This is a genomic window from uncultured Veillonella sp. (genome assembly GCF_963543145.1).
Lineage (GTDB): Bacteria > Bacillota > Negativicutes > Veillonellales > Veillonellaceae > Veillonella.
Map to the genome: position 1 here is coordinate 1 of NZ_CAUTZP010000006.1, position 26,007 is coordinate 26,007.

Genomic DNA, 26,007 nt, shown 5'->3' on the forward strand with positions numbered 1-26,007 from the left:
CTGTTTCTTTTATCAAAATGCCATAATCCAATGGTAAAACTAGTTGGCGAGGCATGACTAGTTTGGTATAATTAGGTTCATTGGTATGGTTTTTCTTCATAATTTAATTATACCAATGAAAAGGGCCCTTCGGGGTCCTTTTTGCTTAGAAATACAAAAGCTCCGAGTTGATTTCTATAATCAACTCAGAGCTTTTAAATTTAAGGGGCTGTTTTGTTACAGCCCCTTTTTGTATATGCTCTTTGGAGTATAATTACCTATTACTAGCTATAGTTACTTAGTATTCTATTTATATTGTGAAACTTGTGATGTAGTTGGTGAGGTGTAGCTATTGGCCGTCGTTGATGTGACGTGTTGCCAAGTACTGTTGGATTCTACGCTCTTTTAGGGATTTTAAATATTTTTGAGCCAGTACATTTGGAATCGCTACGCCAACCGCAATACCTACAATAGTGAGGATGCCTGTTACACCGTTTTGGACCATATGAAGTAAACCAGATTCTGATAGCGCGTTGATATGGAGTATATCAAAGAGGAATCTGTAATATAAAATACCAGGCATTAAGGCTATAGCAGATGGGACGATGATGATTGTACTAGATGTTTTTAGCCAAGTAGAAACTTTTACATAAATCACGCTCATTACAGCAGCGCCTACAAAGGTAGCACCGGGAATAGAGAAGCCAAACTCAACAGCTAATAAATTGCGAATAAATACGCATAATACACCGCCAATGCCAATGGACACTAGTAATCGCACAGGAGCGTTGAAGAGTACTGCAAAGGAAGCAGCTGCTGTGAATGCACCAATGATTTGTTCAATAGATAATACATGAGGTTTGATATCTACAAAACTAAAAGAAGGCATAGGACTAAAGTGTAATGCCATGGCCATCCCTAAGGTCATGCTACCAACGATGAGGATTGTTCTAATAGCTCTTGTAATGCCCGATAAAATATGGTTGTTGATGGTATCGATAACGGAGTTTATAAGCGGTACACCAGGTATCATAAATAAAGTACAACAAACAAGAACGTAAACTAGAGAATCTTGTTCTATATGTGAGTAGAATCCGTAAGCTGAAACCATGGCTGTAAAGCCGCCAATTGTAATGCCTACATATTCATTGCAACCAAAGCGTACTGATAAGGTACGTCCAAAATAACCGATTAATGAACAAATAATGGTTACCATAAAAGCAATTATATCGCCACTATATAAGAAGGCTAGCCCCGCAGAACCTAGAGCACAGGCGATGCCCTTAACCCAATCGGGATATACAGGTATAGTTGATTCTAATCTAGAAATTAGTTGCTCATACGTTGTAAGTGAATAATGTCGCTCAAATGCTCTCCATGTTAGCTTAGATACGGCGTTAATCATCGCCATATTAGGTACATGAACTGGCATCTTTTCGAATACTGTTATATTATGCTCATTGTGATGTAAGTTGATCATGAGCGTTGTATAAGATATATGTATTTTTAAATAATCATGAGGAATGCCCATAAAGGTAGCTGATTTTAGTATTTCCTCGGTAATGCGGTTTGTATCTGCACCGCACTCCATGAGTAGCTTCCCTATATTTAGTAGGACATCAAGTTTCCTATGAATATGTATAAATGGATTTTCTAAAACCGTATTTTTTTCCTCTAATGTAAACTGTTGCATGTATTTCACCAGATATTAATAAACAGCCTTATTGTTATCTCTTATATAATGTATAACTTAATACTATAAGTATTATACCATTAATTATTATAAATAATCCTTGCATTTTATAGGGGACACTTGTACAATCGAATTGTAAACCTAGGTTGACAAAGAAAGGGGCTCTAAACTATGCGTGATGAAGTGCTAGAATTCTTGAGACAAAACCAAGGTAGTTTCGTATCGGGACAAGATATGTCCGAAGCATGCCATGTTTCGCGCACAGCTATTTGGAAACATATCAAGGCGTTACGTCAAAAAGGCTACAAAATTGAATCTTATACCAAGAGGGGGTATCGATTATTGGAGGAACCTGATTTGTTAAGTCCATTGGCCATGAAGCAAATCTTAAAGACTGATGTGTTTGGCAAACGATATGTTTATATGGATGTTACAGAGTCTACAAACCTTGAGGCTCGTCGATTAGCTCAACAAGGTGCTGAAGAAGGTACTGTTGTTGTTACAGAAGAGCAAGCAGCTGGTCGTGGTCGTTTATCTCGTGGCTGGTATTCTCCATTTGGTAAAGGTCTATGGTTTAGTCTTATCTTGCGCCCTGATTTTGCGCCTGTAGAAGCACCAAAGTGTACTTTGATGGCCGCAGTGGCATTAACAAAGGCATTCCATAAAATGGGGCTCACTGATGCGGGTATTAAGTGGCCTAATGATATTCTAGTGAATGGCCGTAAATTGGTAGGTATCTTAACAGAAATGTCTGGATCTATGGAGGAAATCTCTCATATTGTGATGGGCATTGGTGTCAACGTTAAAACAAAACAAGAAGAACTACCCGAAGAATTAAAATTAATTGCTACATCCCTCGCGATGGAAGGAATCGATATTGAGCGGACAGAAGCATTTAGAATTATATTAGAAGCCTTAGAGCAGCAATATTATGATGTTCTTGATAGGGGCTTTGAGGATACGCTCAATGAATGGCGTCAATTATCGGTGACTCTCGGTGAAGAAATCGAGGTTCGTGCTCCTGGTAGTACCTATGAAGGCGTAGCAACCGATATTGATGAAGATGGTAATTTATTAGTAAGAATCCCGGATGGGGCTGTTAAACGTGTTGTGGCAGGGGACGTATCAATTCGTCCGCGTAAATAGGAGGCTTTCATGTTATTAGTAATTGATGTGGGGAACACCAACATTGTTCTCGGTGTATACGACAAGACAGATCTTGTGGGTCACTGGCGTATTTCCACAGATAGGGTTCGCACCACTGATGAATATGGCATGTTGATGATGAACTTATTCTTCCACGATCGCAAGGTGGATGTAAAAGATATTAAAGATATTATCATTTCTTCTGTTGTGCCTCCAATGATGCCTACCTTAGAACGCGTATGTTTGCGTTATTTCAATGTGAATCCTCTTATCGTCGGACCTGGTACTAAAACAGGTATTGCTATTAAGTATGATAATCCGCGTGAGGTTGGTGCGGACCGCATCGTAAATGCTGTAGCGGCTCATGAAAAATACAAGGGTGACTTGATTATTATCGACTTTGGTACGGCAACTACTTATTGTGCAGTACAAGGTAATGGCGATTATATGGGCGGTGTTATTACTCCAGGTGTAACAATTTCTGCGGAGGCTCTATTCCAACGGGCTGCTAAATTGCCACGTATTGAAGTAAGAGACCCAGGGCAAGTCATTTGCCGCAATACAGTATCCTCTATGCAATCCGGTATGTTCTACGGCTATGTAGGTCAAGTAGAAGGCCTCGTATCTCGTATGAAAGCAGAAATGGGTGACCATGTAACGGTAGTGGCTACCGGTGGTTTAGCACAACTTATTAGCAGTGCTACAAACTGCATTGAACATGTAGAACCTATGCTTACACTGGAAGGTTTACGCCTTATTTACGAAAGAAATAAATAATGCTACTATAATATAGTTACGTATATGTAACGAAGTAGTGTACATTTGGGTACAGCTTATGCTGTACCCTTTTTGTTAGGGGATATAGAATTATATGAATAATAAACAGTGGCAAATAGGGGACGTCAAAATCGATGGTCAAGCCATATTAGCGCCTATGGCAGGGGTAAGCGATATTGCCTATCGCTTACTTGCTAAGGAGCATGGCGCCGCCTTGGTTTGTACCGAAATGGTCAGTGCCATGGGCATTAAATACAAAAATGAGCGCACCCATGAGTTGTTGCGCATTGAAGAGGTAGAGAGACCCGTGTCTATGCAAATCTTTGGTTCCGATCCAGATGCAATTGCGTTAGGTGCACAGGTAGTAGCTGATGCAGGTGCCGATATTGTAGATATTAATATGGGCTGTCCTGTGAAAAAGGTAGTAACCTCTGGTGATGGTTCTGCGCTTATGAAAAATTCAGATTTAGCAGCTCGTGTTGCAGAGGCTGCAGTTAAGGCTGTCGATGTACCTGTAACCGTAAAAATGCGCATCGGTTGGGATAGTGATTCCATTAATGTGGTAGATTTTGCAAAACGCATCGAGTCTACAGGGGTTGCGGCAATTGCTGTACATGGTCGTACTAAAGAACAAATGTATAGTGGATATGCCGATTGGTCTTATATTAAGGCTGTAAAAGAGGCTGTGTCTGTACCGGTTATTGGTAATGGCGATATAGTGGAGCCAGAGGATGCGAAGCGCATGCTTGATGAAACGGAGTGTGATGCGGTAATGGTTGGCCGTGGTGCACAGGGGAATCCGTGGATCTTCGGTCGTATTCACCATTATTTGGCGACTGGTGAAATATTACCGGCCCCTACCGATATTGAGCGTCTCGATATGCTATTGAAGCATTTTGATTTGTTATGCCAATATAAGGGTGAAAGTATGGCCGTTAAGGAAATACGAACTCATGCAGGGTGGTATATGAAGGGACTTCCTGAATCTGCATATTGGCGCAATCGTGTGAATACAATTCATACTGTAACAAGCTTTCACCATGAGCTAGAATCATACCGTAAAATACTAGCTACAATGTAGTTAGATTGACAAATGAATAGTATTTTTATATAATGGTTGAGATAATTTAGAAACAAAAGATAAGGTGTCATCTTACTGTGACACTTTTTCTTATTATTTATATGTAGAAAGAGTGGGGTACCCATGGCAGACGTAAAAGAAACATTACTTACCGCCGAAGGTTTGAAGAAATTAGAAGAAGAATTAGCGTACTATAAATCTGTACGTCGTATTGAAGTATCTGAACGTATTAAGACAGCTATTGAATATGGCGATATCAGTGAAAACTCTGAATATGATGATGCAAAAAATGAACAAGCTTTCATCGAAGGTCATATTGTAGAGTTAGAAAATAAAATTAACACTGCGAAAATCATCGACGAATCCGTAAAAGGTGATGTTGTATCCGTAGGTAGCAAAGTAACTGTATTAGATACAATGTACAATGATGAATTAGAATATGTTATCGTTGGTTCCTCTGAAGCGGATCCATTTAACAATCGTATCTCTAACGAATCTCCTGTAGGTAAAGCTATTTTGGGCAAACGTAAAGGTGATGAAGTAGAAGTTTCCACACCAGATGGTCCTGTTACATTCAAAGTGTTAGCAATCCAATAATTTACATTTACTGACGAAGAGGCGATAACATGAGTGAAGAAATTAAAAATGTACAAGAAGAGCTGAATGAGCAAATGCAAATTCGCCGCGATAAATTGGCTGAATACGAAGCAGATGGGATCTATCCATTTGGCCAACGTTTTGTTGTAAAAGATCATGCAAAAGACATTAAAGATGAGTTCTTCTTGAAATACGACGGTCAACCTGTGGTAATTGCAGGTCGTTTGATGACTATCCGTTCCCATGGTAAAACGGCATTTGCGAATGTGCGTGATAAATCTGGCGATATTCAAGTGTACTTCCGTAAAGATGTCTTGGGCGAAGATAATTACAAATACGTTAAAATGCTCGATATCGGTGATATCGTAGGTATCGAAGGTCATGTGTTCAAAACTCAAAAAGGTGAAATTACAATTAAAGTTGAGAAATTGACTTTGTTGTCTAAATCCTTGCGTCCGTTGCCAGAAAAATGGCATGGTTTGAAAGACACAGAATTGCGTTACCGTCAGCGTTATGTTGATTTGATCGTAAATCCTGAAGTGCGTGATACATTTGTTAAACGATCCCAAATCGTTGCTAAAATTCGTGAATATATGATGCGTGATGGCTTTATGGAAGTGGAAACACCAATGATGCATGCTATCCCTGGTGGTGCGGCTGCTCGTCCGTTCATTACACATCACAATGCGCTTGATATTGATATCTACATGCGTATTGCTCCTGAATTGTACCTCAAACGTTTAATCGTTGGTGGTATGGATCGCGTGTTCGAAATGAACCGTTGTTTCCGTAATGAAGGTATAGACAACCGTCATAACCCAGAATTCACTACGATTGAATCCTATCAAGCTTATGGTGATGTTGAGGATGCTATCCGCTTAACAGAAAACCTTGTGTCCTACTGTGCACAAGAAGTTCTAGGTACACAAGAAATTACATACCAAGGTACAGAAATCAATTTGACTCCACCTTGGAATCGCATCACAATGGCGGAAGGTGTAAAAAAATACACTGGTGAAGACTTTGATGCAGTAACTACTGTTGAAGAAGCTCGCGCTATTGCTGATCGTCTAAATGTAGAATATACAGAAAATGATGGCATTGGTAAAATCTTGAATCTTTGCTTCGAAGATTATGTTGAAGAAAACTTGATTCAACCAACTATCGTATATGGTCATCCAAAGGAAATTTCTCCACTTGCTAAAGCCAGTCGTGAAAACCCATTGGCTACAGAACGTTTTGAAGCGTTTATTTATGGTCGTGAATTGGCAAACGGCTTTTCCGAGTTAAATGATCCAATCGATCAAAAACAACGCTTCTTGGATCAATTAAAAGAACGTGAAGCTGGCGACGATGAAGCTCACCGTATGGATGAGGACTTTGTTACAGCTCTTGAGTATGGTTTGCCTCCAACAGCTGGTTTAGGTGTTGGTATCGACCGTCTCGTTATGTTCTTAACAGACTCTGCATCCATCCGTGATGTATTGTTGTTCCCATTGATGAAACCAGAAGTGCATAAGCACGTTGAAGCTGAAGAAGAAGCAGCTGAATAATCTAACATATAAAGGCTCCCTATTCTTTGAGTAGGGAGCTTTTTTACATGACTTTAATGTACTAAGTTACATACTATGAGCATATTAAATATTAATATTAAGCGCGGAGGCTATGGTGAAACATTTAAAAATTGCTTTTACAGATAGTGTAAAACCTTGGATTAGTTCCATAGAGAAACGTACCTGTATACCTATTAATGAAACGGATTTTACTAACATAGGTGCCGTTGTGGTGAGCTCCGCTGAACTGAATGTACTCGATAATGAACAAATCCGTTCTTTTGGGATACCTGTTATTGTAATGGTAGTAGATTCATCCCATAATATACCTTTTGATATGGAGCGAATTTCGGCGGTAATAGATGTTACCTCTAATAGTATAAACGACTATAAAGAGATGATAGAGCAAATTTTAGCAAGTTATGAAGCGTCGATTTTGCCACCTTTCTTTAAAGCCTTATGTGATTACGTAGGAGATAACAATATTCAATTTGACTGTCCAGGACATCAAGGGGGACAGTTTTTCGTTAAGCATCCTACGGGACGTGCCTTTTATGATTTCTTTGGAGACCGTATTTTCCGTGCAGACCTTTGTAATGCGGATGTAAAGCTCGGAGATCTTTTGATTCATGAAGGGTATGCTCATGATGCGCAGGCTCATGCAGCTACAGTTTATAATGCGGATAAAACATATTTTGTACTAAACGGCACATCTTCTGCCAATAAGGTAGTACTCAATGCTCTTTTAACACCAGGAGATATTATTTTATATGATCGCAATAATCATAAATCTATTTGCCATGGTGGGCTCGTTATGTCCGGTGCAACACCAATATATTTAGAGACTGCACGGAATCCTTTTGGCTCCATTGGTGGCATTTTAGAGCATTGTTTTGATGAAAGCTATATTCGAAACTTAATCGGTGAGAAGGATCCTAATAAAGCTAAAGCAGACCGTCCAATTCGGTTAGCCGTCATTCAATTAGGTACCTATGATGGCACGATTTATAATGCGCGACAAGTAGTTGATAAAATAGGTCACTTGTGCGACTATATTTTCTTTGACTCTGCCTGGGTTGGATATGAGCAGTTTATTCCTATGATGAAAGATTGTAGCCCCCTATTATTGGAATTAGGCCCTAATGATCCTGGAATTTTAGTGACCCAATCTGTGCATAAACAACAAGCTGGTTTCTCTCAAACGTCTCAAATCCATAAGAAAGATAAACATATCAAAGGGCAAGACCGCTATGTAGATCATAAACGTTTTAATAACTCCTTTATGATGCATGCTTCTACATCTCCTTTTTATCCACTCTTTGCATCTCTCGATGTAAATGCCAAAATACATGAAGGTGAATTGGGGAAGCAGTTGTGGCGTGAATGTATTGAAGTAGGGATTGATGCCCGTAAGTCGGTATTAAGCCGATGCAAATATCTTAGACCTTTGGTGCCACCTATAGTACATGGTAAGAAGTGGGAAGAAGGCAATACACAAGAGATGGCTAATGATGTGAGTTATTTTGCTTTTGAACCTAATGCAAAATGGCATTCCTTTAAAGGTTATGGTGAAGGGCAGTATTTTATCGATCCTTGTAAATTCCAGTTGATTACGCCTGGTATTAATGTTGAAACAGGGGAGTATGAAGACTTTGGTATTCATGCCAATATATTGGCCAATTATTTACGGGAAAATAGAATTATTCCAGAAAAGTGTGATCTCAATACGATTCTATTCCTTATGACTCCTGCAGAATCTAAAGGGAAAATGGATGCATTGGTCGATCAGCTTGTGTGTTTTGAAGAGCTGATAGATCGCAATGCCCCTATGGAAGAGGTATTACCATCAATTTACTTTAGCCACATAGATAAATATAGAGGGTATCATATTCGCCTACTGTGTCAAGAAATGCATGACTTTTATAAAGATAGAAACGTGAGTACTCTACAACAACGATTATTTTCCAAGGCGTACTTCCCAGAATATGTAATGAATCCACAAGAGGCAAACTTTGAGTTTCAACGTAATAAGGGCGAGCTTGTACCTTTAGATGAGGCAGAAGGGCGCATTGCTCTTGAAGGTGCTTTGCCGTACCCACCAGGTGTATTATGCGTACAGCCTGGAGAACGATGGTCTCAGACTGCTTGTGACTACTTCCTTGCTTTAGAAGAAGGCATTAACCAGTTGCCTGGCTTTGCTCCAGAGATACAAGGTGTATACCTTATTGAACAACCAGATGGCTCTAAAAAAGCCTATGGTTATGTATTGAAAAAAGAATATGAAATGTAAAATTATACATCGGGATAATACGATAGAGAATCTATAAATAGTATGTACTAGTATATAGGCATATAATGTTATCTGTTAATACATATATAAATAACGAATTTATTAGATGTAAAATCTATAGAAAATATTTTTTAGGGATACTAAAATTTCTTGTAATTATTCATTAATAGTTATTGACAGTGCATAAAAATAATTTTATACTAAGTGCATAGATTGTATTATTGGCATAATATATATGAGAAAAAATCATAAATGTGGAGATTTCTCATTTAGCCTTATCAATACAAAATAGTAGATAAGGATTAATTATATAGACATATTGCTAATCTTGTATAACCTTGACGGGATGGGTCAAGGCTCTCTAGCGTAAACCGAATTTTACGACTACAAGAGCTTCTTTACGATGCTCTTGTAGTCGTTTTTTGTTTATCTATTTTATTTCTTTTCTAAAAGTTTGGAGGAATGTGAGATGAGTTCAATGGAGTACGAAAGAACTAGTCAAGCAAATGGTTTTCTTGATCGCTTTTTTAAGTTAACCAAACATGGCACATCAGTGAAAACTGAATTTTTTGCAGGTGTTACGATGTTTATTGCGTCAGTATATATTCTGGCAGTAATACCCAACTTATTATCTGTATCAGGCATGCCGCATGCTAGTGCAGTGGCGGCGGTTGTATTAACAACAGCTTTTGCGACCATGCTTATCGGTTTAGTAGCTAATGTTCCTGTTATCGTAGCACCAGGCCTCGGTCTTAGTGCGTTCTTTTCGTACACTATTTGTGGTGTCATGGGTCTTAGTTGGCAAACTGCATTAGGTGCCGTTTTTATTTCTGGTACAGTATTTGTTATTTTAACGGTTACTAAAGTTCTTAATAAAATTGTAGATGGTATTCCTCAAGTGCTGAAAACATCTATTGGTGTAGGTATTGGTTTATTCGTTGCTTTCATCGGATTTAAAAATGCTCATATTATCGTACCTAATAATGCTACCTTTGTAACACTAGGTAATATGCAAGATCCAGCGGTATTATTGACTTTATTAGGCTTATTTATTACTAGTATTTTGCTTGCAAAACAAGTTAAAGGTGGCCTATTAATCGGCATGGCTTTTACTACAATTGCAGCAATGGGTTTAGGTTTAACTAAGATGCCTGCTACCAGTGCAGATATCTTTAACTTGGTGCCACCAGTTCCAGTTGATACATTTGCTCAACTAGATATAATGGGGGCTATTAAATATGGTATTTTTTCTATCATTTTCTCCATCACTATTGTAGATATGTTTGATAATATCGGCACATTGATTGGCGTAACAAGAAAAGCGAATTTGGTAGATGAAAATGGTAAGTTCGAAGGTTTAGACAGAGCTTTGCTGTGTACTTCTATTGGGGCTGCAGCAGGTGCCGTTGTAGGTACGTCTACAGTTACTTCTTACATTGAAAGTGCGGCAGCCGTTGCCGACGGTGGTCGTACAGGTCTTACCGCAGTTGTAACAGGTCTTTTATACTTGGTATCCTTGTTCTTTGCACCATTGTTCTTATTGGTGCCACCACAAGCGACAGCACCGGTACTTATCACAATTGGTGTATTTATGATGAGTGAGGTAACACATATTGACTTTACAGACTTTACAGAAGCATTGCCAGCATTCTTAACAATTCTTCTTATGCCTTTAACATTCAGTATTGCTCAAGGTTTATCTTTTGGTTTTATCTCTTATACATTGATTAAATTGACTACAGGTCGTCATCATGAGATTCATCCTATTATGTATATCATGACATTGGCATTTATTATTCACTTTGCCATCTAAAATGCCTATACTATGAATCATATAGCATTGTATAATGATTGAAAATTGATCTAGCATGTGGTAGTGAGCGACTCATCTATAATCCTAAACATGCGAGGAGGTTATATGAATTCAACAATTATTCTAAAAGGAAATATTTTATATACACCACGACCATCAAAATTTGTAGCTATTCAACAAGGTTATGTTATTGCCGTCGATGGTATAGTGGTTCATTGTGGTGAAAGTATACCGCCAGCGTATGCAGAACATTCGATTACGGATTATGGAGATCATCTCATTATCCCAGGTTTTGTGGATACTCATGCTCATGCACCGCAATATTGTAATCGCGGGTTAGGTATGGATAAGGAACTCTTACCTTGGCTTGAAACGTATACCTTCCCAGAGGAAGCAAAGTTTAGTGATCAAGAGTATGCTCGTTTAGTATATGGCGCCTTTGTTCACGACTTATGGCGAAATGGTACGACGCGGAGCATCTTGTTTGGTACTATTCATAAAAACAGTACATTAGTACTGATGGAGCTTTTACAAAAAGCAGGTTTATCTGCCTATGTAGGCAAGGTTAATATGGACCGCAATAGTCCGGAATTTTTGGTTGAAGACACATATCAATCCTTAGCTGATACTAAAGAGTGGCTAGAAGCATCAACTCAATTTGGTCCTTTAGTAAAACCAATCATTACCCCTCGTTTTGTTCCATCCTGTACAAGCGAGTTAATGAGTGGTTTAGGGAAATTGGCAAAGGAGTATAATGTGCCGGTTCAATCTCACTTATCAGAAAATCATGGAGAAATTGACTGGGTAGCAGCCCTGCATCCTGAGGCAGCTAATTATACAGAGGTGTACTATGAACATCATCTCATGGGGACGGTTCCCACAGTGATGGCTCATTGTATTCATTTAAGTGATGTAGAAATGGACCGCATGGCAGAAACACAAACTATGGTGTCTCATTGTCCGTATTCAAATGTGAATTTATCTAGTGGCATTGCACCGATTCGTAAATTGTTTGAACGGAAAATACCTATTGGCTTAGGTTCTGATATTTCTGGTGGACATATTGTATCCATGGCAAAGGTTCTTACAGAAGCGATTGGATTATCCAAGATGAAATGGGTGGAAGTAGATCAAACGTATGCGCCACTTACATTGAGTGAAGCTTTCTATATGGCTACAAAGGGGGGCGGCAAGTTCTTCGGTAAGGTGGGCAGCTTTGAAAAAGGTTGTGAATTTGATGCCCTTGTTATAGACGATACGACGTTATTTGATCCTAATGAACGCTCCTTAGAAGAGCGACTGGAACGCTGGTTATACGTAGGCGATGATCGACACATCGTGGAACGCTATGTAGCTGGTAAAGTAGCTCCAAAGCCTACAAACTAAATAAAGATTAAATGCATACCATAAAATTGAAAAGTTACTCCTTATAGAAAAAGAATATGGATACATTAAAAGCAGCTGATTTGGAACGCATTCAAATCAGCTGTTTTTGTGTATCAAAATACTTGGTGTATAATAAAAAAATGTAAAAATTAAGAAAGTGGGGAACTTAATGGATATATTAGGCGCAAGGCGCTCTATTGAACAAAAGTTATTAATGCAGTCTGTTGCCTTGATGGCAATTTGAACCGCTTGTGTTAGCTGTAGAAGGTTTCTTTATTTTACTTATCGTCATCTATGCTTTGTCGAGTGGCATTACAGACCTCTTATCTGGTGGCCGTCATGTAGACTTTGGCCCAGCTATTTATTATGCTATATTCTTTACCATTGTAGATACTGCGTATTATTTATATGTACGTCGTATTAATAAAAGTTTACAGTCTAACTTGGTTAAGTTTGACAATGTAAGTTGGTATGTAGATGCCTTGCTAGAGGTCGCTATTTTGATAAGCTTTGTAGTGGCTATCATGTTAGAAGGTTCGGAGTATGCTGAATGGGTAGTTTATATCGATCCTATTGTATTAATTGTATTAGCCGTATATATGTTACCGTCTGCTATTCATATAATTGTGCCATCTATGAAGCAAATATTGGGGTGGGCGCCATCTTCATTACATAATGAAGTACAAGAAATTATGGATCGTTTTATGGAGAAATATAACTTCAAAGATTATGTAACGAGTGTGCAAGTATATGGTAATACCCGTATCATCGAGATTGATATTTTAGTTCGCAAGAATTTCCCATATCAGACAATTGCTGAAATTGATGAAATTCGCAACGAAATTGACCAAGAAATCGGAGACAATCCCACGGAGAAGTGGGTAACCATTTCTTTCACAGGCACTCGTAAATGGATGGCGAAAGATTATTTGCTCGATGAAGAAGATGATGAATAGTAAAAAAAGTTGATGAAAAGACTAGTATATAACGTATAATTTAATGATAAATACACCAATATATGGTATACTTAAACGTATTGAATATATTGTACGTAGCATAGTTGGAAAATGAGGTTTATAGCATGTTAGATTTAAAATTTGTCCGAGAAAATATTGATTTAGTGCAACAAAACTTAGATAATCGTCACACAACAGGCGATTTGGAAACCTTTGTATCCTCTTATGATGAACGTCGTCAGTTGATTGGTAAGGTAGAAGAATTAAAAGCCCTTCGCAATTCCGTAACTGAAGAAATTAGCCAATTAAAACGCAATAAAGAAAATGCGGATGATAAAATCGCGGAAATGAAAAAAGTAGGCGATGAAATTGCTGACCTTGATAACCGTATTCGCGAAGTAGAAACTGCTTTGCGTGATGCAGCGTTAATGTTGCCAAATATGTGTGATCCATCTGTTCCAGTTGGTGCTGATGAAGAGGAGAACGTAGAGCAACGCAAATGGGGTGAACCACGTCAATTTGATTTTAAAGCACAAGCTCATTGGGATTTAGGTGAAAGTCTTGATATTCTAGACTTTAACCGGGCCGGTAAAATGAGTGGTGCCCGTTTTACAGTCTATAAAGGTTTAGGTGCCCGTTTAGAACGTGCCCTTATCAATTTCATGGTTGATCTTCATGTAGATAAACATGGCTATACTGAAATGATGACACCATACATGGTAACTCGTGAAACATTGACTGGTACTGGTCAATTACCTAAATTTGCGGAAGATATGTACCATGTAGAGGATACAGAATACTTCTTGATTCCTACTGCTGAGGTTACATTGACTAACTACCATGGTGGTGAAATCTTGAGCGAAGAGGAATTACCTAAATACTACACTGCATTCACAGCATGTTTCCGTGCAGAAGCAGGTTCTGCAGGTCGCGATACTCGTGGACTTATTCGTCAACATCAATTCAACAAAGTTGAAATGGTAAAATTAGCTAAACCTGAAGACTCTTTCAAAGAATTAGAAACTTTGACCGATAATGCAGAAGAAGTATTACGTTTATTAGAATTGCCATTCCGTGTTATCACTCTTTGTACAGGTGATATGGGCTTCGGTTCTGCTAAAACATATGATGTAGAGGTATGGATGCCAGCACAAGGCAAGTACAGAGAAATCTCTTCTTGCTCCAATATGACTGACTTCCAAGCTCGTCGTGCTAATATTAAATTCCGTCGTGGTCCTAAAGGCAAACCTGAATTTGTTCATACATTAAATGGTTCGGGTCTTGCGGTGGGGCGTACAGTGGCAGCTATCTTGGAAAATTACCAACAAGCTGATGGTTCCGTAGTGATTCCAAAAGTTTTAGTACCTTACATGGGTGGCGTTGAAGTTATTACACCTGCTAAATAAAAGGGGGCATTCTATGAAATTCTTTATTGATACAGCAGAATTTGATGAGATTAAAGAGGCTTATGCCTTTGGTTTTATTGATGGTGTTACGACAAATCCATCTCTTATCGTGAAAGCTAAAAGGGACTTAAAGCAAGTTATTTCTGAAATTGCAAATCTTGTAGACGGTCCTGTTAGTGCAGAGGTTATTTCCACTGATGCTAAAGGCATGGTGGCAGAAGCGCATGAGCTTGTAAAATTAGGATCTAATGTAGTTATTAAAGTGCCTATGACTCCTGAAGGTCTTAAAGCTGTTGCAGTTTTAAGCAAAGAAGGCATTAAAACAAATGTGACGTTGATCTTCTCGGCTAACCAAGCGTTGTTGGCGGCTCGTGCAGGTGCTACGTATGTTAGTCCCTTTGTTGGCCGCATTGATGACATCAGCATGGATGGTCTTACATTGATTCAAGATATTGCAGACATTTTTGCTATTCATGAAATTGAAACTGAAATCATTGCTGCTAGTGTGAGAACACCATTGCACATCATTCAATGTGCTAAAGCAGGTGCTCATATTGCAACCGTTCCGTTTAAAGTGCTTATGCAAGCTATGAAACATCCGTTGACTGATGCGGGTCTTGCAAAGTTTATGGAAGACTGGAAACAAGCTAATCAATAAGTTAAGTAAAGACTCTGGGTAGGAGTCATATCAAAACATAGAGGACTTATAAGGAGGCCCATTATGGATCGTACATTATCTTTGGAATTTGCTCGTGTCGTTGAAGCAGCCGCTTTGCGCAGTGGTCGCTTGCTTGGCCGCGGTCAAAAAGACGCAGCTGATGGCCTTGCTGTAGACGCTATGCGTCAAGCTTTTGACTCTGTTCGCATTTCTGGTACTGTAGTTATCGGAGAAGGTGAAATCGACGAAGCGCCTATGCTTTACATTGGTGAACATGTAGGTGCAGGTGGTCCAGAAGTAGATATCGCAGTTGACCCTATTGAAGGTACAAACTTAATTGCAAAAGGTCAAAATGGCGCTATTGCAGTTATGGCTATTGCTGAAAAAGGTGGTTTATTACATGCACCAGATATGTACATGGAGAAACTTTGTGTTGGTCCTCGCGGTGCAGGTGCTATCGATATTACAAAATCTTTGACTGAGAATATCAAAAATGTAGCTGCTAAAATGGAACGTAGTGTAGATGAAATTACAATTGTTATGCTTGATCGTGAGCGCCATCATGGTTTGATGAAAGAAGCTCGTGATCTTGGTGCGCGTATTATGTTAATTTCTGATGGCGATGTTAACCCAGCTATGGAATGTTGTATCGAAGGTTCTGGTGTACATATGGTTGTTGGTACTGGTGGTGCACCTGAAGGTGTATTGGCTGCTGCTGCATTAAAATGTGTAGGCGGTGATATGCAAGCTCGCTTAAAACCAGAAACTGACGAAGAAATTCGTCGTTGTCATGAAATGGGTATTACCGATGTAAACCAAGTACTTACATTAGATGATTTAGTTCGTACAGATGATGTTATCTTTGCGGCTACTGCTATTACTCGTGGCAACTTGTTGAATGCAATTCAGTACTTCCCAGGTGGTGCGCGTACACACACTATCGTAATGCGTTCTAAAACTGGTACTGTGCGTTTCCTTGATACAGTGCATATGGATGACAAATTGAAATCCTTAAAAGCAAAATAATAAGAAGCCCCTCTACATGAACGGGACCTAAAAATTAACAATATTTTCGGTGAACTGTTCAAAAAAGAGGGGCTTTTTTCTCAGTATTTTCTCTCACTCTCTTGATGAGATATATCGAAAAATAGTATAATAACATTTAGTATATGACGTTATAAATACAACGTCTTGTAGTTCATACAAGATGATCGATATAAAGTGTAGGAGGAATTCTGTTGGAAAAGCTAATCATTCAAGGTGGCAATCGGTTGGAAGGCCGTGTACGTGTTAGTAGTGCTAAAAATGCGGTACTCCCTATTATTGCCGGTACTTTGCTAGCATCAACGCCTAGTAAATTACTTGAAATTCCAAATTTGGAAGATGTAGGTACGATTTGTCAAGTTATCGAGTCTTTGGGGGTTAAAATTACTCGTAATGAAGCAGATGATGAAATTATTTTCGATGCATCTACATTGACTGCTACGGAAGCTCCTTATGAACTTGTACGCAAAATGCGTGCATCCTTCCTTGTAATGGGGCCTTTATTGGCGCGTAAAGGAGAAGCTAAAATCTCTATGCCAGGTGGCTGTGCTATCGGTGCACGTCCTATCGACCTTCACTTGAAAGCTTTTGAAGCTTTAGGTGCTAAAATTGAAATTACTGAAGATTATGTTTATGCTCATGCTCCTGAAGGCCTTAAAGGTACTCAAATTTATTTGGACTTCCCAAGTGTAGGGGCTACAGAAAACATAATTATGGCGGCTTCTATGGCAGAAGGTAAAACAGTTATTGAAAATGCTGCTGAAGAGCCTGAAATTGTTGATTTAGCAACATTCTTGAATGCTATGGGCGCCAATATCCGCGGTGCTGGTACAAATGTAATCCGTATTGAAGGTGTACCTCAATTGCATGGTGCTATTCATACAGTTATTCCTGACCGTATCGAAGCTGGTACATACTTGATTGCAGCAGCTATGGCAGGTGGTGATGTATTCGTAGAAAATGCGTTACCAGAACATTTGAAACCAGTAGTAGCTAAACTAAAAGAAGCTGGCGTTACTGTAGAGGAAGAAATTGACGGTATTCGCGTTATCAGCACTGGTAAAGGCATTAAAGCTGTTGACATTAAAACATTGCCATATCCTGGTTTCCCAACAGATATGCAAGCTCAATTTATGGCGCTTACTACGATTGCAGAAGGTACAAGTACAGTAACAGAAACGGTATTTGAGAACCGCTTTATGCATGTTGCCGAACTTCGTAAGATGGGTGCTCATATCGATATTGACAATCGTCAGGCCATTGTAGAAGGTATGCCTCGCTTGCACGGTGCCGTAGTAAATGCTACTGACTTGCGTGCTGGTGCAGCTCTTGTTTGTGCTGCATTGACTGCAGAGGGGAGAACTGAGGTAGGTCGTCTACATCATATCGACCGTGGCTATGATGATTTTGTAGGTAAATTGCAAAGGTTAGGTGCTGATATTGTTCGGGTTGACGAATAAGAGTACAGAGCCAAAACAGAATAAAAAGAAAAGAAGCCGGCGCTCTAAAGGGCCGGCTTTATACAACGAGCAACAAAACCTAGGTGCTGCAAAGGTTGAAAACTCTAAGGCGAGCACGACTCGCAAGCCTTTGCGTAGAACAAAGCGCAAGTCTACGAAACTTTCAGAAGGCGTAGCTAAACAAGCGAATCACTTAGCATCTAATATGCGTGAGGCTATGGTTAAGGTTACAAAGATGCGTCGCGCTGAAAGACGAAGTCGAGAGACGGTAGCCATTGCTAAAACAACACCGGCTATGACTTTAAAACGTTTAGTACGTCCAGAGCAAGTTGGAGATTTGATGGGACGTTTGAATCGATCCTTAAATTTTGATTTAGGTATTGATTTGGGGACCGCTAATGTCCTTATATATGCTAAAGGGAAGGGCTTGGTGTTAGACGAACCGGCTTATATTGCACGGGATGATAAAACAGGCGATGTTCTTGCCTTAGGTGAGGTAGCTCGAGCGATGGTTGGTCGTACACCGAAGGGAATTTCTGTTATTCGTCCTGTTCAAGCAGGGGTTATTGCGGACTATGACATGACGGAATTCATGTTGAAGTACTTCATTCGCTCCGTTGTACCTGCTTCGCGATTGATGAAAACACGAATTATCGTATGTGTTCCATCAGGTATTACACCTGTGGAGAAGCGCGCCATTTTAGAGGCTTTGCTTAGAACCGGTGCTAAAAAGACTGTTCTTATTGAGGAGCCACTGGCTGCTGCTATGGGGACTGGTCTCAACGATGCTAAGCAAGTAGGTGCCATGGTTGTAGACGTTGGTGGTGGCACAACAGACATCGCTGTTCTATGTGATACAGGCGTCGTTGTAAGTGAATCTCTCCGTATAGGCGGAGATTCTTTTAACGAATCTATTATTCGTTATATTCGTCGGAAGAAGCGTCTTGTCATTGGACCATTAACAGCAGAAAAGATTAAAATTTCTGTAGGGACTGTGGATCGCCGTGCTAAGGAACGCACTATAGAGGTGCGTGGACGCGATGCGAGCACTGGTTTACCAAAGATGGTAGCAGTGAACTCTTTAGAGATTCAGCGTGCGTTAGAGGCTCAAGTCATGAATATTTTAGAGGGTATTAAATCTATTTTAGAGAAAACACCGCCTGAACTTGTGGCTGCCATTAATGATCATGGTATCATCCTAACGGGTGGGGGCGCTCTTATTGATGGTTTGGATCGCGTTATAACCCGTTCTGTTGGTATTGCGGCATATATAGTAGAATCTCCACGATATGCAGTTATTAAGGGTGTTGCGAAGGCTCTTGATGAAATGTCACAACTTCGTGACACATTAGATGACTTACAATGATATACGCTTTAATATAAGTTAAAAGTAACGAAGTTACTAACTATGGCTTGATCATTATTTAATGATTTTTCTATAGCTAGTAACTTCGTTTTTTATTTTATCTTTTTGAAATTTTCATCTTTATGATGTATACTATAGTAAAAGTATATTGCATAAAATTGATATAAAATATATGACCATTTATATGGTTTATCGTTGTAGAGGAATTATATATGAAACGATATCTATACATGACTTTTGCTGTTTTAGGTTTCTTAGGCAGCACAGTTCCTTATGCTGAAGCAGGTAATTTAACAGGGGTGCGTGTATCTAATCATGACGGCACTAGTCGTATAGTTTTAGATGTATCTGAAATGCCTGTGTCGTGGACTCGATCCTATAATGAAGCAACTCATGCGCTGACCCTTAACTTAGGGGGGACTACAAATGGTCTAACAGGGCCTATTAGTCAAAATGATACAAAGACAGGTGTTCTAAAAGGTATCGCTTTGCAGCCAGTAAATGGAAATTTACAAGTAACTTTAACGGCAAATAAAGATGTACAACATCATGAGTTTACCTTGGAAAAACCGACACGTATCGTTGTAGATCTATTTTCTAGCTATTCTCAACAGACTACAAAAGATATAAATAAATCTGTGGCGTATAGTAAGATTAATAACACCGTGCCTGAAGGTAAAATTCAAGCCTATGCTTTAACCGTAGATAATGATTCGCCTATGGTCGTAGCCCATGTTCCAGAAGGAAAAACCTTGGCCGCTGTCAGTCAGGCTCATACAGCTTTGATAGGGGCTAAGGTAAAAGGTGGTAGCTTTGAGAGGCCTTATTCTGTAGCTAGTGATGGCACTATCGATTTAGAGCGTATCTCTAATCGTGGTACTTTGCGGTATACTCCGAATCGAGGTTATTTCATAGAAGAGAAAAAGCCTTTATTACAAGCTAAAACGCAAAAAGAAAGCTTTATGATTACTGCTGTAAATGCACCACGTAAAGAGAATGCTTTGACCTTGTATACAAATGCTTATGGATCTTCTACAAAGACTAATGACTATGGGTACGAAGTGACTGTAGCCAATGGTAAGGTTATTAGTGGACAAAACGGTAACTCTAAGCTAGGTGAAAACCAATATGTATTATCTGGTCATGGTGAGGCTCGCGAGGCTTTGCGGAAGTTAAAGGTGGGAACACCTATTACGATTCAAAATCGTCAAGAGCTTGCTCAAGTAAGCACGACTGGTGGTGCTAGTCTACAAGTGGGGACAATGGTAATGAAAAATGGTCGCTATGTAGGGGCTGATTCATCTAATAATAAAGCGCGTAGCTTTATAGGCACTACAAAGGACAATAATTTAGTAGTCTTAGCTGTTGATAAAGCAGGCCTTCAATCTGTTGGCGTTACTCAAAAGGAAGGAGCAAATCTACTATCTAAGCTTGGTGTAGTCGATGGTGCTGAATTGTCTAACCAAGGGAGTGTTGATTTAGTTATTAAAGATGATTATGTACATAAATCATCCTCCGCACCTACGAGCTATGAAGATATAGTAATCATAAAATGAATTCGTTGCATACAATTTTGTTTGAAAAATTACTAATAATTTAGTATACTATACATACATAACTAATTTTGTAAAAGGAGGGATCGTTATGAAAAGAGTAGTGTTGGCCTTAGCTGCGCTAGGCATTTTTAGTGTTAGCTCTGTAATGGCGGCCCCTGTATCATACCAAAGTGTATTAACAGGTAAAGTTGCTTCTACAGTTTCTGTTGGCACTTCTGTAACAGAAGGCCAAACATTGGTGACTGTCGAAACATTAGCGGGCCCTATGGCGGCTGCTAAATCTACTGTAACTGGTACTGTATCGGCGGTTAATGTTACAGTGGGTTCAGACGTTTCTCGTGATCAAATCGTTGTCACCGTAGAAAGTAAATAAGGAGAGAAGGAATGAAGTTTTCTCATTCTTGGCGTCGGTATAGAAAAACGATACTGGCGCTTTTCTTCTGTACTTCACTTACAGCTGCACAGGCTGTCGATTTCATGCCTGTCAATGATGTAACTACAGGTATGGAAGGCATTGCAAAAACTGTAATTGAAGGGGATACTATTTCCACCTTTGATGTAAAGGTGCTTGGTGTCATGAAGGATAAGGGACCATCTGGTCATCTTATTTTGGCGAAATTCTCCGGTCCTGTTATGGAACAAACCGGTGGTATTGCTCACGGCATGAGTGGTAGTCCTGTATATATAAATGACAAGCTCGTTGGCGCTGTTGCTTATGGCTGGGGCTTTGCAGATGGTACGATTGGGATGATTACCCCTATCGAAGATATGGTAAAATTATGGAATATTCCATATGAGAAAAATCTATCTAGACCATGGGACGATAAACAATTGATTCCTCTTGGAACTCCACTTATGGCTTATGGTTTTGATGCAGCATCTATGGATTATTTCAAATCCAAGTTGCCACAATATAAATATGAAACTTATGATACAGCCAGTGCTAGTGGTGATGAAATTGCTAAACCATTAGAGGCTGGTGGATCCGTAGCAGCATTATTAGTTGATGGAGATCTTAAATTAGGGGCTATTGGTACTGTTACTTATGTAGATGGTGAAAAAATCGTAGCCTTTGGTCATCCGTTCTTGAAGCATGGAACTTCAAACTACTTCATGCATAATGCGAGTATTTTTACAGTTGTTAAGAGTTATGATGCTGCTTTTAAATTGGGCTCTATGGGCAAGGAAGTTGGCTCTGTAACTGAAGATAGAGGTGCTGGTATTGCTGGTGTTTCTGGTGTGATTTCGCCAGGGATTCCTATGAGATTCCATTTGAAAGATCTTGATATGGGCCGTGATAAAACTAGCTCTGTTAAGGTCATTGAAGATAGTGAAATGACACCGACCCTAGCGGCTACATCTCTATATAATATGTTGAATAAAACATTGGATCGTAGTGGAGCTGGTACAGCTACAATTTCTTATACGATTACACCAAGAGGTAAAGAGCATAAACCGTTGACACGAACCAATATGTTCTATAGTTCTGATTCTATCTCAGAGAAAGCTGTTGATGAGTTTTATAATGTTATCGATGTTCTTATGAATAACCGATTTATTAATTATGAAATTTCCGATATCTCTGTAGAGACAGAGGTAACACAAGATAAGAAAACAGCAAAGCTCATTGATGCGTCTGCATCATCTACTGTTGTTTCTCCTGGGGATACAATTGTTGTAGATGTGACTTTAGAACCGTTCCGCGGTGAAAAGGTTGTTAAACAAATCTTCTTTAAGGTTCCAGAAGATCAAGCAATTGGCAAGTATACCTTAGAGGTACGTGGTGGTGGGGAAATTCCATTGCCATATGTGTTAGAAAAACAAAAATATAATTTAACAGATGAAATTTTGCGTCGTTTGAAAATTCATAAAGACTTTAATGAGCTTTTCGATGAAATTCAAAAAACAGATACAAATAATCAAATCGTCGTAGAATTTTTGGAAGATGGCATTAGTCTAGTTGATGAGGATGGTTCTAAATCTGTTAAAAAAGCAAAAATCAAAGATGTTGAGTCAAAACCTATGCCAGGGGATGTACAAAAGAAAACAGGTCAAGAAGACTTGAGCTCTGGTAAAGATGATGATAAAAAAATCGAAAAGACTGCCGTTGATACTGAGTACATCGTACAGGGCGATGGTCAATTTACAATTCATGTTATGAAGCCAGCTGATCGCGATAAAGAATTAGCTAAACGCATGAAAGAAGTTAAAAATCAGATCAAGATGGAACATAAACTAGAGTTGGAAGATCAAGCAAAGAACGACAAAGCTGATAAAAAAGAAGCTAAAAAATCCGATAAAAAGGATGTACAAGATTCCCATAAAAAGGAGTCTAAAGAGGCTGATAAAAAAGGCGAGTCTAATGTTGATGGTACTAATTCAGCTGAATAAGTTAAGACTGTAAGAGGAATGGGTGAATCTGTTGAAGTGGTTTGAATCGATAGGTAGAACTGTAATAAACGGCCTATCGCAGATGGGTAGTGCTACATTATTGGTATGGCACACTATAAGACAACTAAAAATGATTAATCTGTGGCATGTGTTGCAGCAGATGGCTCACCTAGGGGTGGATTCATTGCCGATTATAAGTTTGACGCTGCTCTTCGCAGGGGCGGTTATGACTTTGCAGATCACAGATGTGTTAATTACGTATGGCGCACAAAGTACAGTTGGTGGTCTTATGGCGGTAGCTATGGGCCGTGAATTAGGACCTATTTTAGTAGGTGTCGTACTAGCTGGCCGCGTAGGTGCTGCCATTACTGCAGAAATTGGTACTATGAAGGTAACCGAGCAAATTGATGCTCTTCGGGTTATGGCTGTTGATCCAGTAGGTTACCTCGTAGTTCCTCGTGTCGTGGCTTGTATGGTAATGGTGCCAATCTTAGCCTTTTACGGTATGGTAATTGGTATTGCCGGTGGTTACTTTGTAGCTACTGCTATTAAAGGTTTGGCCCCAAGTACATATTTAGATTCCATTCAAATGTTCTCTACTATTTCTGATTTTACATTAGGTTTAGTTAAATCGAGTGTATTCGGTGCGGTCATTGCGTTAGTAGGTTCATATAAGGGGATGGAAACTAAAATGGGCGCAGAAGCAGTAGGCTTCTCCACAACTAGTTCTGTAGTAACTAGTATCATTTTAGTATTTGTATTAAATTACTTTTTATCTACTTTGTTATATTAGTAGAGGTTTTAGAGGAATTTATGATAGAACTACGCAATGTTGTAGTTGCCTATGAGTCGCGTGTGATTTTAGACTCCGTTAATCTCACTATTAATGATGGGGAAACATTAGTTATATTAGGCGGTAGTGGTAGTGGTAAAAGTACACTACTTCGATTGCTGATTGGCTTACAACGTCCTACATCGGGTCAGATTATCGTAGATGGCACAGATATAACAACATTATCTGAAGATGAATTTAATACAGTACGTAGAAAAATGGGCATGGTGTTCCAATACTCTGCTCTTTTTGACTCTATGTCGGTGGGGGAAAACGTAGCTTTTGGTCTACGTCAACATACGAAGTTAGGGGAAGACGAGATTAAACGCATTGTGGCAGAGCGACTCGACTGGGTTGGTCTTAAGGGATATGAGTCCTATATGCCAAATGAATTATCTGGTGGTATGAAGAAGCGTGTTAGCTTAGCTCGTGCTATTGCACTAGATCCTAGTTTAATTCTTTATGATGAACCATCGTCTGGTTTAGATCCAATTACATCAGGTACAATTAGTATGCTGATAAAAGGGATGCAAAATCGGCTTGGTTGTACCTCTATCGTAGTAACACATGATATGCAATCTGCATTTTTTGTAGCCGATCGCATAGCTTTACTTGATAAGGGGCATTTTGTAGAAATTTCTGATACAATAGACTTTAAGAATTCTACAAACAAAAAGGTACAACAGTTTATTAATGGCGAAGCAGAACCGATTAACGTATCTGCGATGGGAGATATATAATGAAGTGGACGACGGAGGCCAAGGTAGGGGTTTTCACAATAATAGGTATAGCTTTATTTATTGCGGGCATACTGTTTGTAGGACGCATTGATATATGGGCTAAACCACAAATGACAATTACTGGTGATTTTGCCCAAGTAAATGGTTTGAAAAATGGTAATCAAGTTAAGTTTTCTGGCGTAGCTATTGGGTCAGTTTCTAATATTGAAATTACACCGCATGGCGTTATAGTTGAGATGAAACTTGATGAAAAAGCTCAGATTCCAAGTGATTCTATTTTCACATTAGGTTCTGATGGTTTCTTGGGTGATAAATTTATTCAAATTTCACCGGGCCAATCTAAAGTATATTTACAAGATGGGGACTCTGTTAAAGGGGAAGGCGCTGATGCTATGGATAAAGCCATGCAAAGTGCTCAGAAATTAATGGAAGGCACCGAAAAAATGTTGCAGTCTATCAATAGTATTATTGGTGACCCAGCAACACAAAATGCGCTTAAGCATTCCTTGCAATCTACGGCGGTGATGGCTGATAATGCAGTAGCCATTACGCAAAATATGGCGGATGTTACTGCTCAGTTAAATCAAGCTGCTCAGCAATTTAACGCTGATGGTAATGCTGGTAATGATATGCGTGCTATTTTAACTAATTTAAAACAAACTACGGATCGCGTAGATAATATGGCTCGTTCCATGGAGTCTACCGTAACAGATTCTAAGGCACAAGAAAATATTAAGGAAACATTACATAATACGGCGCAAATCTCTGCTCGTATCAATAAATTAATGGGGGGGACGTCGTATCAAACTGATGCAAATGGAAATGTTGTAGCCGGAAATAATATTGAAAAAAAGTCGTCTACTAAAATCGAGCCATCTGTAGATTTGTTGTATAACACAACAGATGATGAATTCCGCATTAATGGCCGACTTCGTGCTTTTAATGATAAAGGAATGGCTGAGCTTGGCCTTTCCAATATTGGAGATGGTACTAAATTTGACTTGAATGTAGGTCGATTCGTTAGTTCTAAATGGTTAGTGCGCGGCGGTATATTTGAAAGTGAATTAGGCCTAGGTGCTGATTATAATTTAGGCGGTCCAATTTCCTTGTCCGCAGCTATATATGATCTTAACAATCGTAAATATCGTATTCGTAGTGATATACGTTTACATAAAGATACTTATGGGGTTATTCAAATGACAAGACCATTCGGTTCCACGAATGGTGGTACCTACTTTGGTATCAAACAAGTATTCTAAAGATTAATATATTCACGTTGGATG

20 protein-coding genes, 1 pseudogene and 1 riboswitch are annotated in these 26,007 nt (G+C 39.2%); of the genes and pseudogenes, 20 read left to right on the forward strand and 1 reads right to left on the reverse strand.

The annotated features are described in order from the left end of the window. Positions 1-328 precede the first annotated feature (328 nt). Positions 329-1,672: a threonine/serine exporter family protein gene (locus RWZ05_RS03945; RefSeq protein ID WP_314642315.1), complete on the reverse strand. Its 1,344-nt coding sequence runs from the start codon at positions 1,670-1,672 to the stop codon at positions 329-331. A gap of 171 nt (positions 1,673-1,843) precedes the next feature. Here RWZ05_RS03945 and RWZ05_RS03950 point away from each other — a divergent pair, with 171 nt between their 5' ends. From RWZ05_RS03950 to RWZ05_RS04045, 20 genes and pseudogenes are all read left to right on the forward strand, one after another. Next, positions 1,844-2,818 (forward strand): biotin--[acetyl-CoA-carboxylase] ligase, encoded by a 975-nt coding sequence (locus RWZ05_RS03950; RefSeq protein ID WP_314642316.1) that lies wholly within the window; start codon positions 1,844-1,846, stop codon positions 2,816-2,818. Between the two features lie 9 nt (positions 2,819-2,827). Continuing rightward, complete coding sequence (locus RWZ05_RS03955; RefSeq protein WP_314642320.1) at positions 2,828-3,595, forward strand: type III pantothenate kinase; 768 nt, start codon at positions 2,828-2,830, stop codon at positions 3,593-3,595. A 94-nt stretch (positions 3,596-3,689) separates the two neighbouring features. After that, positions 3,690-4,676: a tRNA dihydrouridine synthase DusB gene (dusB, locus tag RWZ05_RS03960; RefSeq protein ID WP_314642322.1), complete on the forward strand. Its 987-nt coding sequence runs from the start codon at positions 3,690-3,692 to the stop codon at positions 4,674-4,676. 123 nt (positions 4,677-4,799) lie between these two features. Then, on the forward strand, positions 4,800-5,273 hold the full coding sequence (greA, locus tag RWZ05_RS03965) for a transcription elongation factor GreA (protein ID WP_004695428.1): 474 nt from the start codon (positions 4,800-4,802) through the stop codon (positions 5,271-5,273). Positions 5,274-5,302: 29 nt separating this feature from the next. Continuing rightward, complete coding sequence (gene lysS / locus RWZ05_RS03970) at positions 5,303-6,826, forward strand: lysine--tRNA ligase (protein WP_314642326.1); 1,524 nt, start codon at positions 5,303-5,305, stop codon at positions 6,824-6,826. Positions 6,827-6,941: 115 nt separating this feature from the next. Then, a complete protein-coding gene (speC, locus tag RWZ05_RS03975) occupies positions 6,942-9,116 on the forward strand; it encodes an ornithine decarboxylase (RefSeq protein WP_314642327.1) in 2,175 nt (724 codons plus the stop codon). 308 nt (positions 9,117-9,424) lie between these two features. Beyond that, positions 9,425-9,523: riboswitch (purine riboswitch) on the forward strand. 62 nt (positions 9,524-9,585) lie between these two features. Then, positions 9,586-10,929, forward strand: a complete 1,344-nt coding sequence (locus tag RWZ05_RS03980; RefSeq protein ID WP_314642329.1) for an NCS2 family permease — start codon at positions 9,586-9,588, stop codon at positions 10,927-10,929. Between the two features lie 105 nt (positions 10,930-11,034). Then, positions 11,035-12,315, forward strand: a complete 1,281-nt coding sequence (guaD, locus tag RWZ05_RS03985) for a guanine deaminase (protein ID WP_314642330.1) — start codon at positions 11,035-11,037, stop codon at positions 12,313-12,315. A 169-nt stretch (positions 12,316-12,484) separates the two neighbouring features. Further along, positions 12,485-13,271 (forward strand): annotated as a pseudogene (locus tag RWZ05_RS03990) (cation diffusion facilitator family transporter). A gap of 125 nt (positions 13,272-13,396) precedes the next feature. Beyond that, entirely contained in the window at positions 13,397-14,677 is a 1,281-nt protein-coding gene (gene serS, locus RWZ05_RS03995) for a serine--tRNA ligase (protein WP_314642332.1), read from the forward strand. Between the two features lie 13 nt (positions 14,678-14,690). Further along, entirely contained in the window at positions 14,691-15,335 is a 645-nt protein-coding gene (gene fsa / locus RWZ05_RS04000) for a fructose-6-phosphate aldolase (RefSeq protein WP_314642335.1), read from the forward strand. 63 nt (positions 15,336-15,398) lie between these two features. Continuing rightward, positions 15,399-16,361: a class II fructose-bisphosphatase gene (gene glpX, locus RWZ05_RS04005; protein WP_314642337.1), complete on the forward strand. Its 963-nt coding sequence runs from the start codon at positions 15,399-15,401 to the stop codon at positions 16,359-16,361. A 212-nt stretch (positions 16,362-16,573) separates the two neighbouring features. Next, positions 16,574-17,839: a UDP-N-acetylglucosamine 1-carboxyvinyltransferase gene (murA, locus tag RWZ05_RS04010; protein ID WP_314642339.1), complete on the forward strand. Its 1,266-nt coding sequence runs from the start codon at positions 16,574-16,576 to the stop codon at positions 17,837-17,839. Next, positions 17,820-19,205, forward strand: a complete 1,386-nt coding sequence (locus RWZ05_RS04015; RefSeq protein ID WP_314642340.1) for a rod shape-determining protein — start codon at positions 17,820-17,822, stop codon at positions 19,203-19,205. Before murA ends, RWZ05_RS04015 begins: the two co-directional genes overlap by 20 nt. 212 nt (positions 19,206-19,417) lie before the next feature. After that, positions 19,418-20,761 carry a phosphodiester glycosidase family protein gene (locus RWZ05_RS04020; protein ID WP_314642342.1) on the forward strand — a complete coding sequence of 448 codons (1,344 nt, stop codon included), beginning with the start codon at positions 19,418-19,420 and terminating at the stop codon, positions 20,759-20,761. Positions 20,762-20,849: 88 nt separating this feature from the next. After that, positions 20,850-21,134 carry a biotin/lipoyl-containing protein gene (locus tag RWZ05_RS04025; RefSeq protein ID WP_314642346.1) on the forward strand — a complete coding sequence of 95 codons (285 nt, stop codon included), beginning with the start codon at positions 20,850-20,852 and terminating at the stop codon, positions 21,132-21,134. Between the two features lie 11 nt (positions 21,135-21,145). After that, on the forward strand, positions 21,146-23,152 hold the full coding sequence (locus tag RWZ05_RS04030; RefSeq protein WP_314642348.1) for a SpoIVB peptidase S55 domain-containing protein: 2,007 nt from the start codon (positions 21,146-21,148) through the stop codon (positions 23,150-23,152). Positions 23,153-23,183: 31 nt separating this feature from the next. Then, positions 23,184-23,945 carry an ABC transporter permease gene (locus RWZ05_RS04035; RefSeq protein ID WP_314642496.1) on the forward strand — a complete coding sequence of 254 codons (762 nt, stop codon included), beginning with the start codon at positions 23,184-23,186 and terminating at the stop codon, positions 23,943-23,945. A 20-nt stretch (positions 23,946-23,965) separates the two neighbouring features. Next, positions 23,966-24,724 carry an ABC transporter ATP-binding protein gene (locus RWZ05_RS04040; RefSeq protein WP_314642350.1) on the forward strand — a complete coding sequence of 253 codons (759 nt, stop codon included), beginning with the start codon at positions 23,966-23,968 and terminating at the stop codon, positions 24,722-24,724. Continuing rightward, a complete protein-coding gene (locus RWZ05_RS04045; RefSeq protein WP_314642352.1) occupies positions 24,724-25,983 on the forward strand; it encodes an MlaD family protein in 1,260 nt (419 codons plus the stop codon). Before RWZ05_RS04040 ends, RWZ05_RS04045 begins: the two co-directional genes overlap by 1 nt. The last annotated feature ends 24 nt before the right edge of the window (positions 25,984-26,007 follow it).

Bases quoted from the DNA above. Each gene is read 5' to 3' on its own strand.
- RWZ05_RS04025 (WP_314642346.1), top strand. From the start codon at position 20,850: ATGAAAAGAGTAGTGTTGGCCTTAGCTGCGCTAGGCATTTTTAGTGTT.
- RWZ05_RS04045 (WP_314642352.1), top strand. From the start codon at position 24,724: ATGAAGTGGACGACGGAGGCCAAGGTAGGGGTTTTCACAATAATAGGT.
- RWZ05_RS04030 (WP_314642348.1), top strand. From the start codon at position 21,146: ATGAAGTTTTCTCATTCTTGGCGTCGGTATAGAAAAACGATACTGGCG.
- lysS (WP_314642326.1), top strand. From the start codon at position 5,303: ATGAGTGAAGAAATTAAAAATGTACAAGAAGAGCTGAATGAGCAAATG.
- RWZ05_RS03950 (WP_314642316.1), top strand. From the start codon at position 1,844: ATGCGTGATGAAGTGCTAGAATTCTTGAGACAAAACCAAGGTAGTTTC.
- greA (WP_004695428.1), top strand. From the start codon at position 4,800: ATGGCAGACGTAAAAGAAACATTACTTACCGCCGAAGGTTTGAAGAAA.
- fsa (WP_314642335.1), top strand. From the start codon at position 14,691: ATGAAATTCTTTATTGATACAGCAGAATTTGATGAGATTAAAGAGGCT.
- RWZ05_RS04020 (WP_314642342.1), top strand. From the start codon at position 19,418: ATGAAACGATATCTATACATGACTTTTGCTGTTTTAGGTTTCTTAGGC.
- RWZ05_RS03955 (WP_314642320.1), top strand. From the start codon at position 2,828: ATGTTATTAGTAATTGATGTGGGGAACACCAACATTGTTCTCGGTGTA.
- RWZ05_RS03945 (WP_314642315.1), bottom strand. From the start codon at position 1,672: ATGCAACAGTTTACATTAGAGGAAAAAAATACGGTTTTAGAAAATCCA.
- glpX (WP_314642337.1), top strand. From the start codon at position 15,399: ATGGATCGTACATTATCTTTGGAATTTGCTCGTGTCGTTGAAGCAGCC.
- guaD (WP_314642330.1), top strand. From the start codon at position 11,035: ATGAATTCAACAATTATTCTAAAAGGAAATATTTTATATACACCACGA.
- serS (WP_314642332.1), top strand. From the start codon at position 13,397: ATGTTAGATTTAAAATTTGTCCGAGAAAATATTGATTTAGTGCAACAA.
- dusB (WP_314642322.1), top strand. From the start codon at position 3,690: ATGAATAATAAACAGTGGCAAATAGGGGACGTCAAAATCGATGGTCAA.
- RWZ05_RS03980 (WP_314642329.1), top strand. From the start codon at position 9,586: ATGAGTTCAATGGAGTACGAAAGAACTAGTCAAGCAAATGGTTTTCTT.
- RWZ05_RS04040 (WP_314642350.1), top strand. From the start codon at position 23,966: ATGATAGAACTACGCAATGTTGTAGTTGCCTATGAGTCGCGTGTGATT.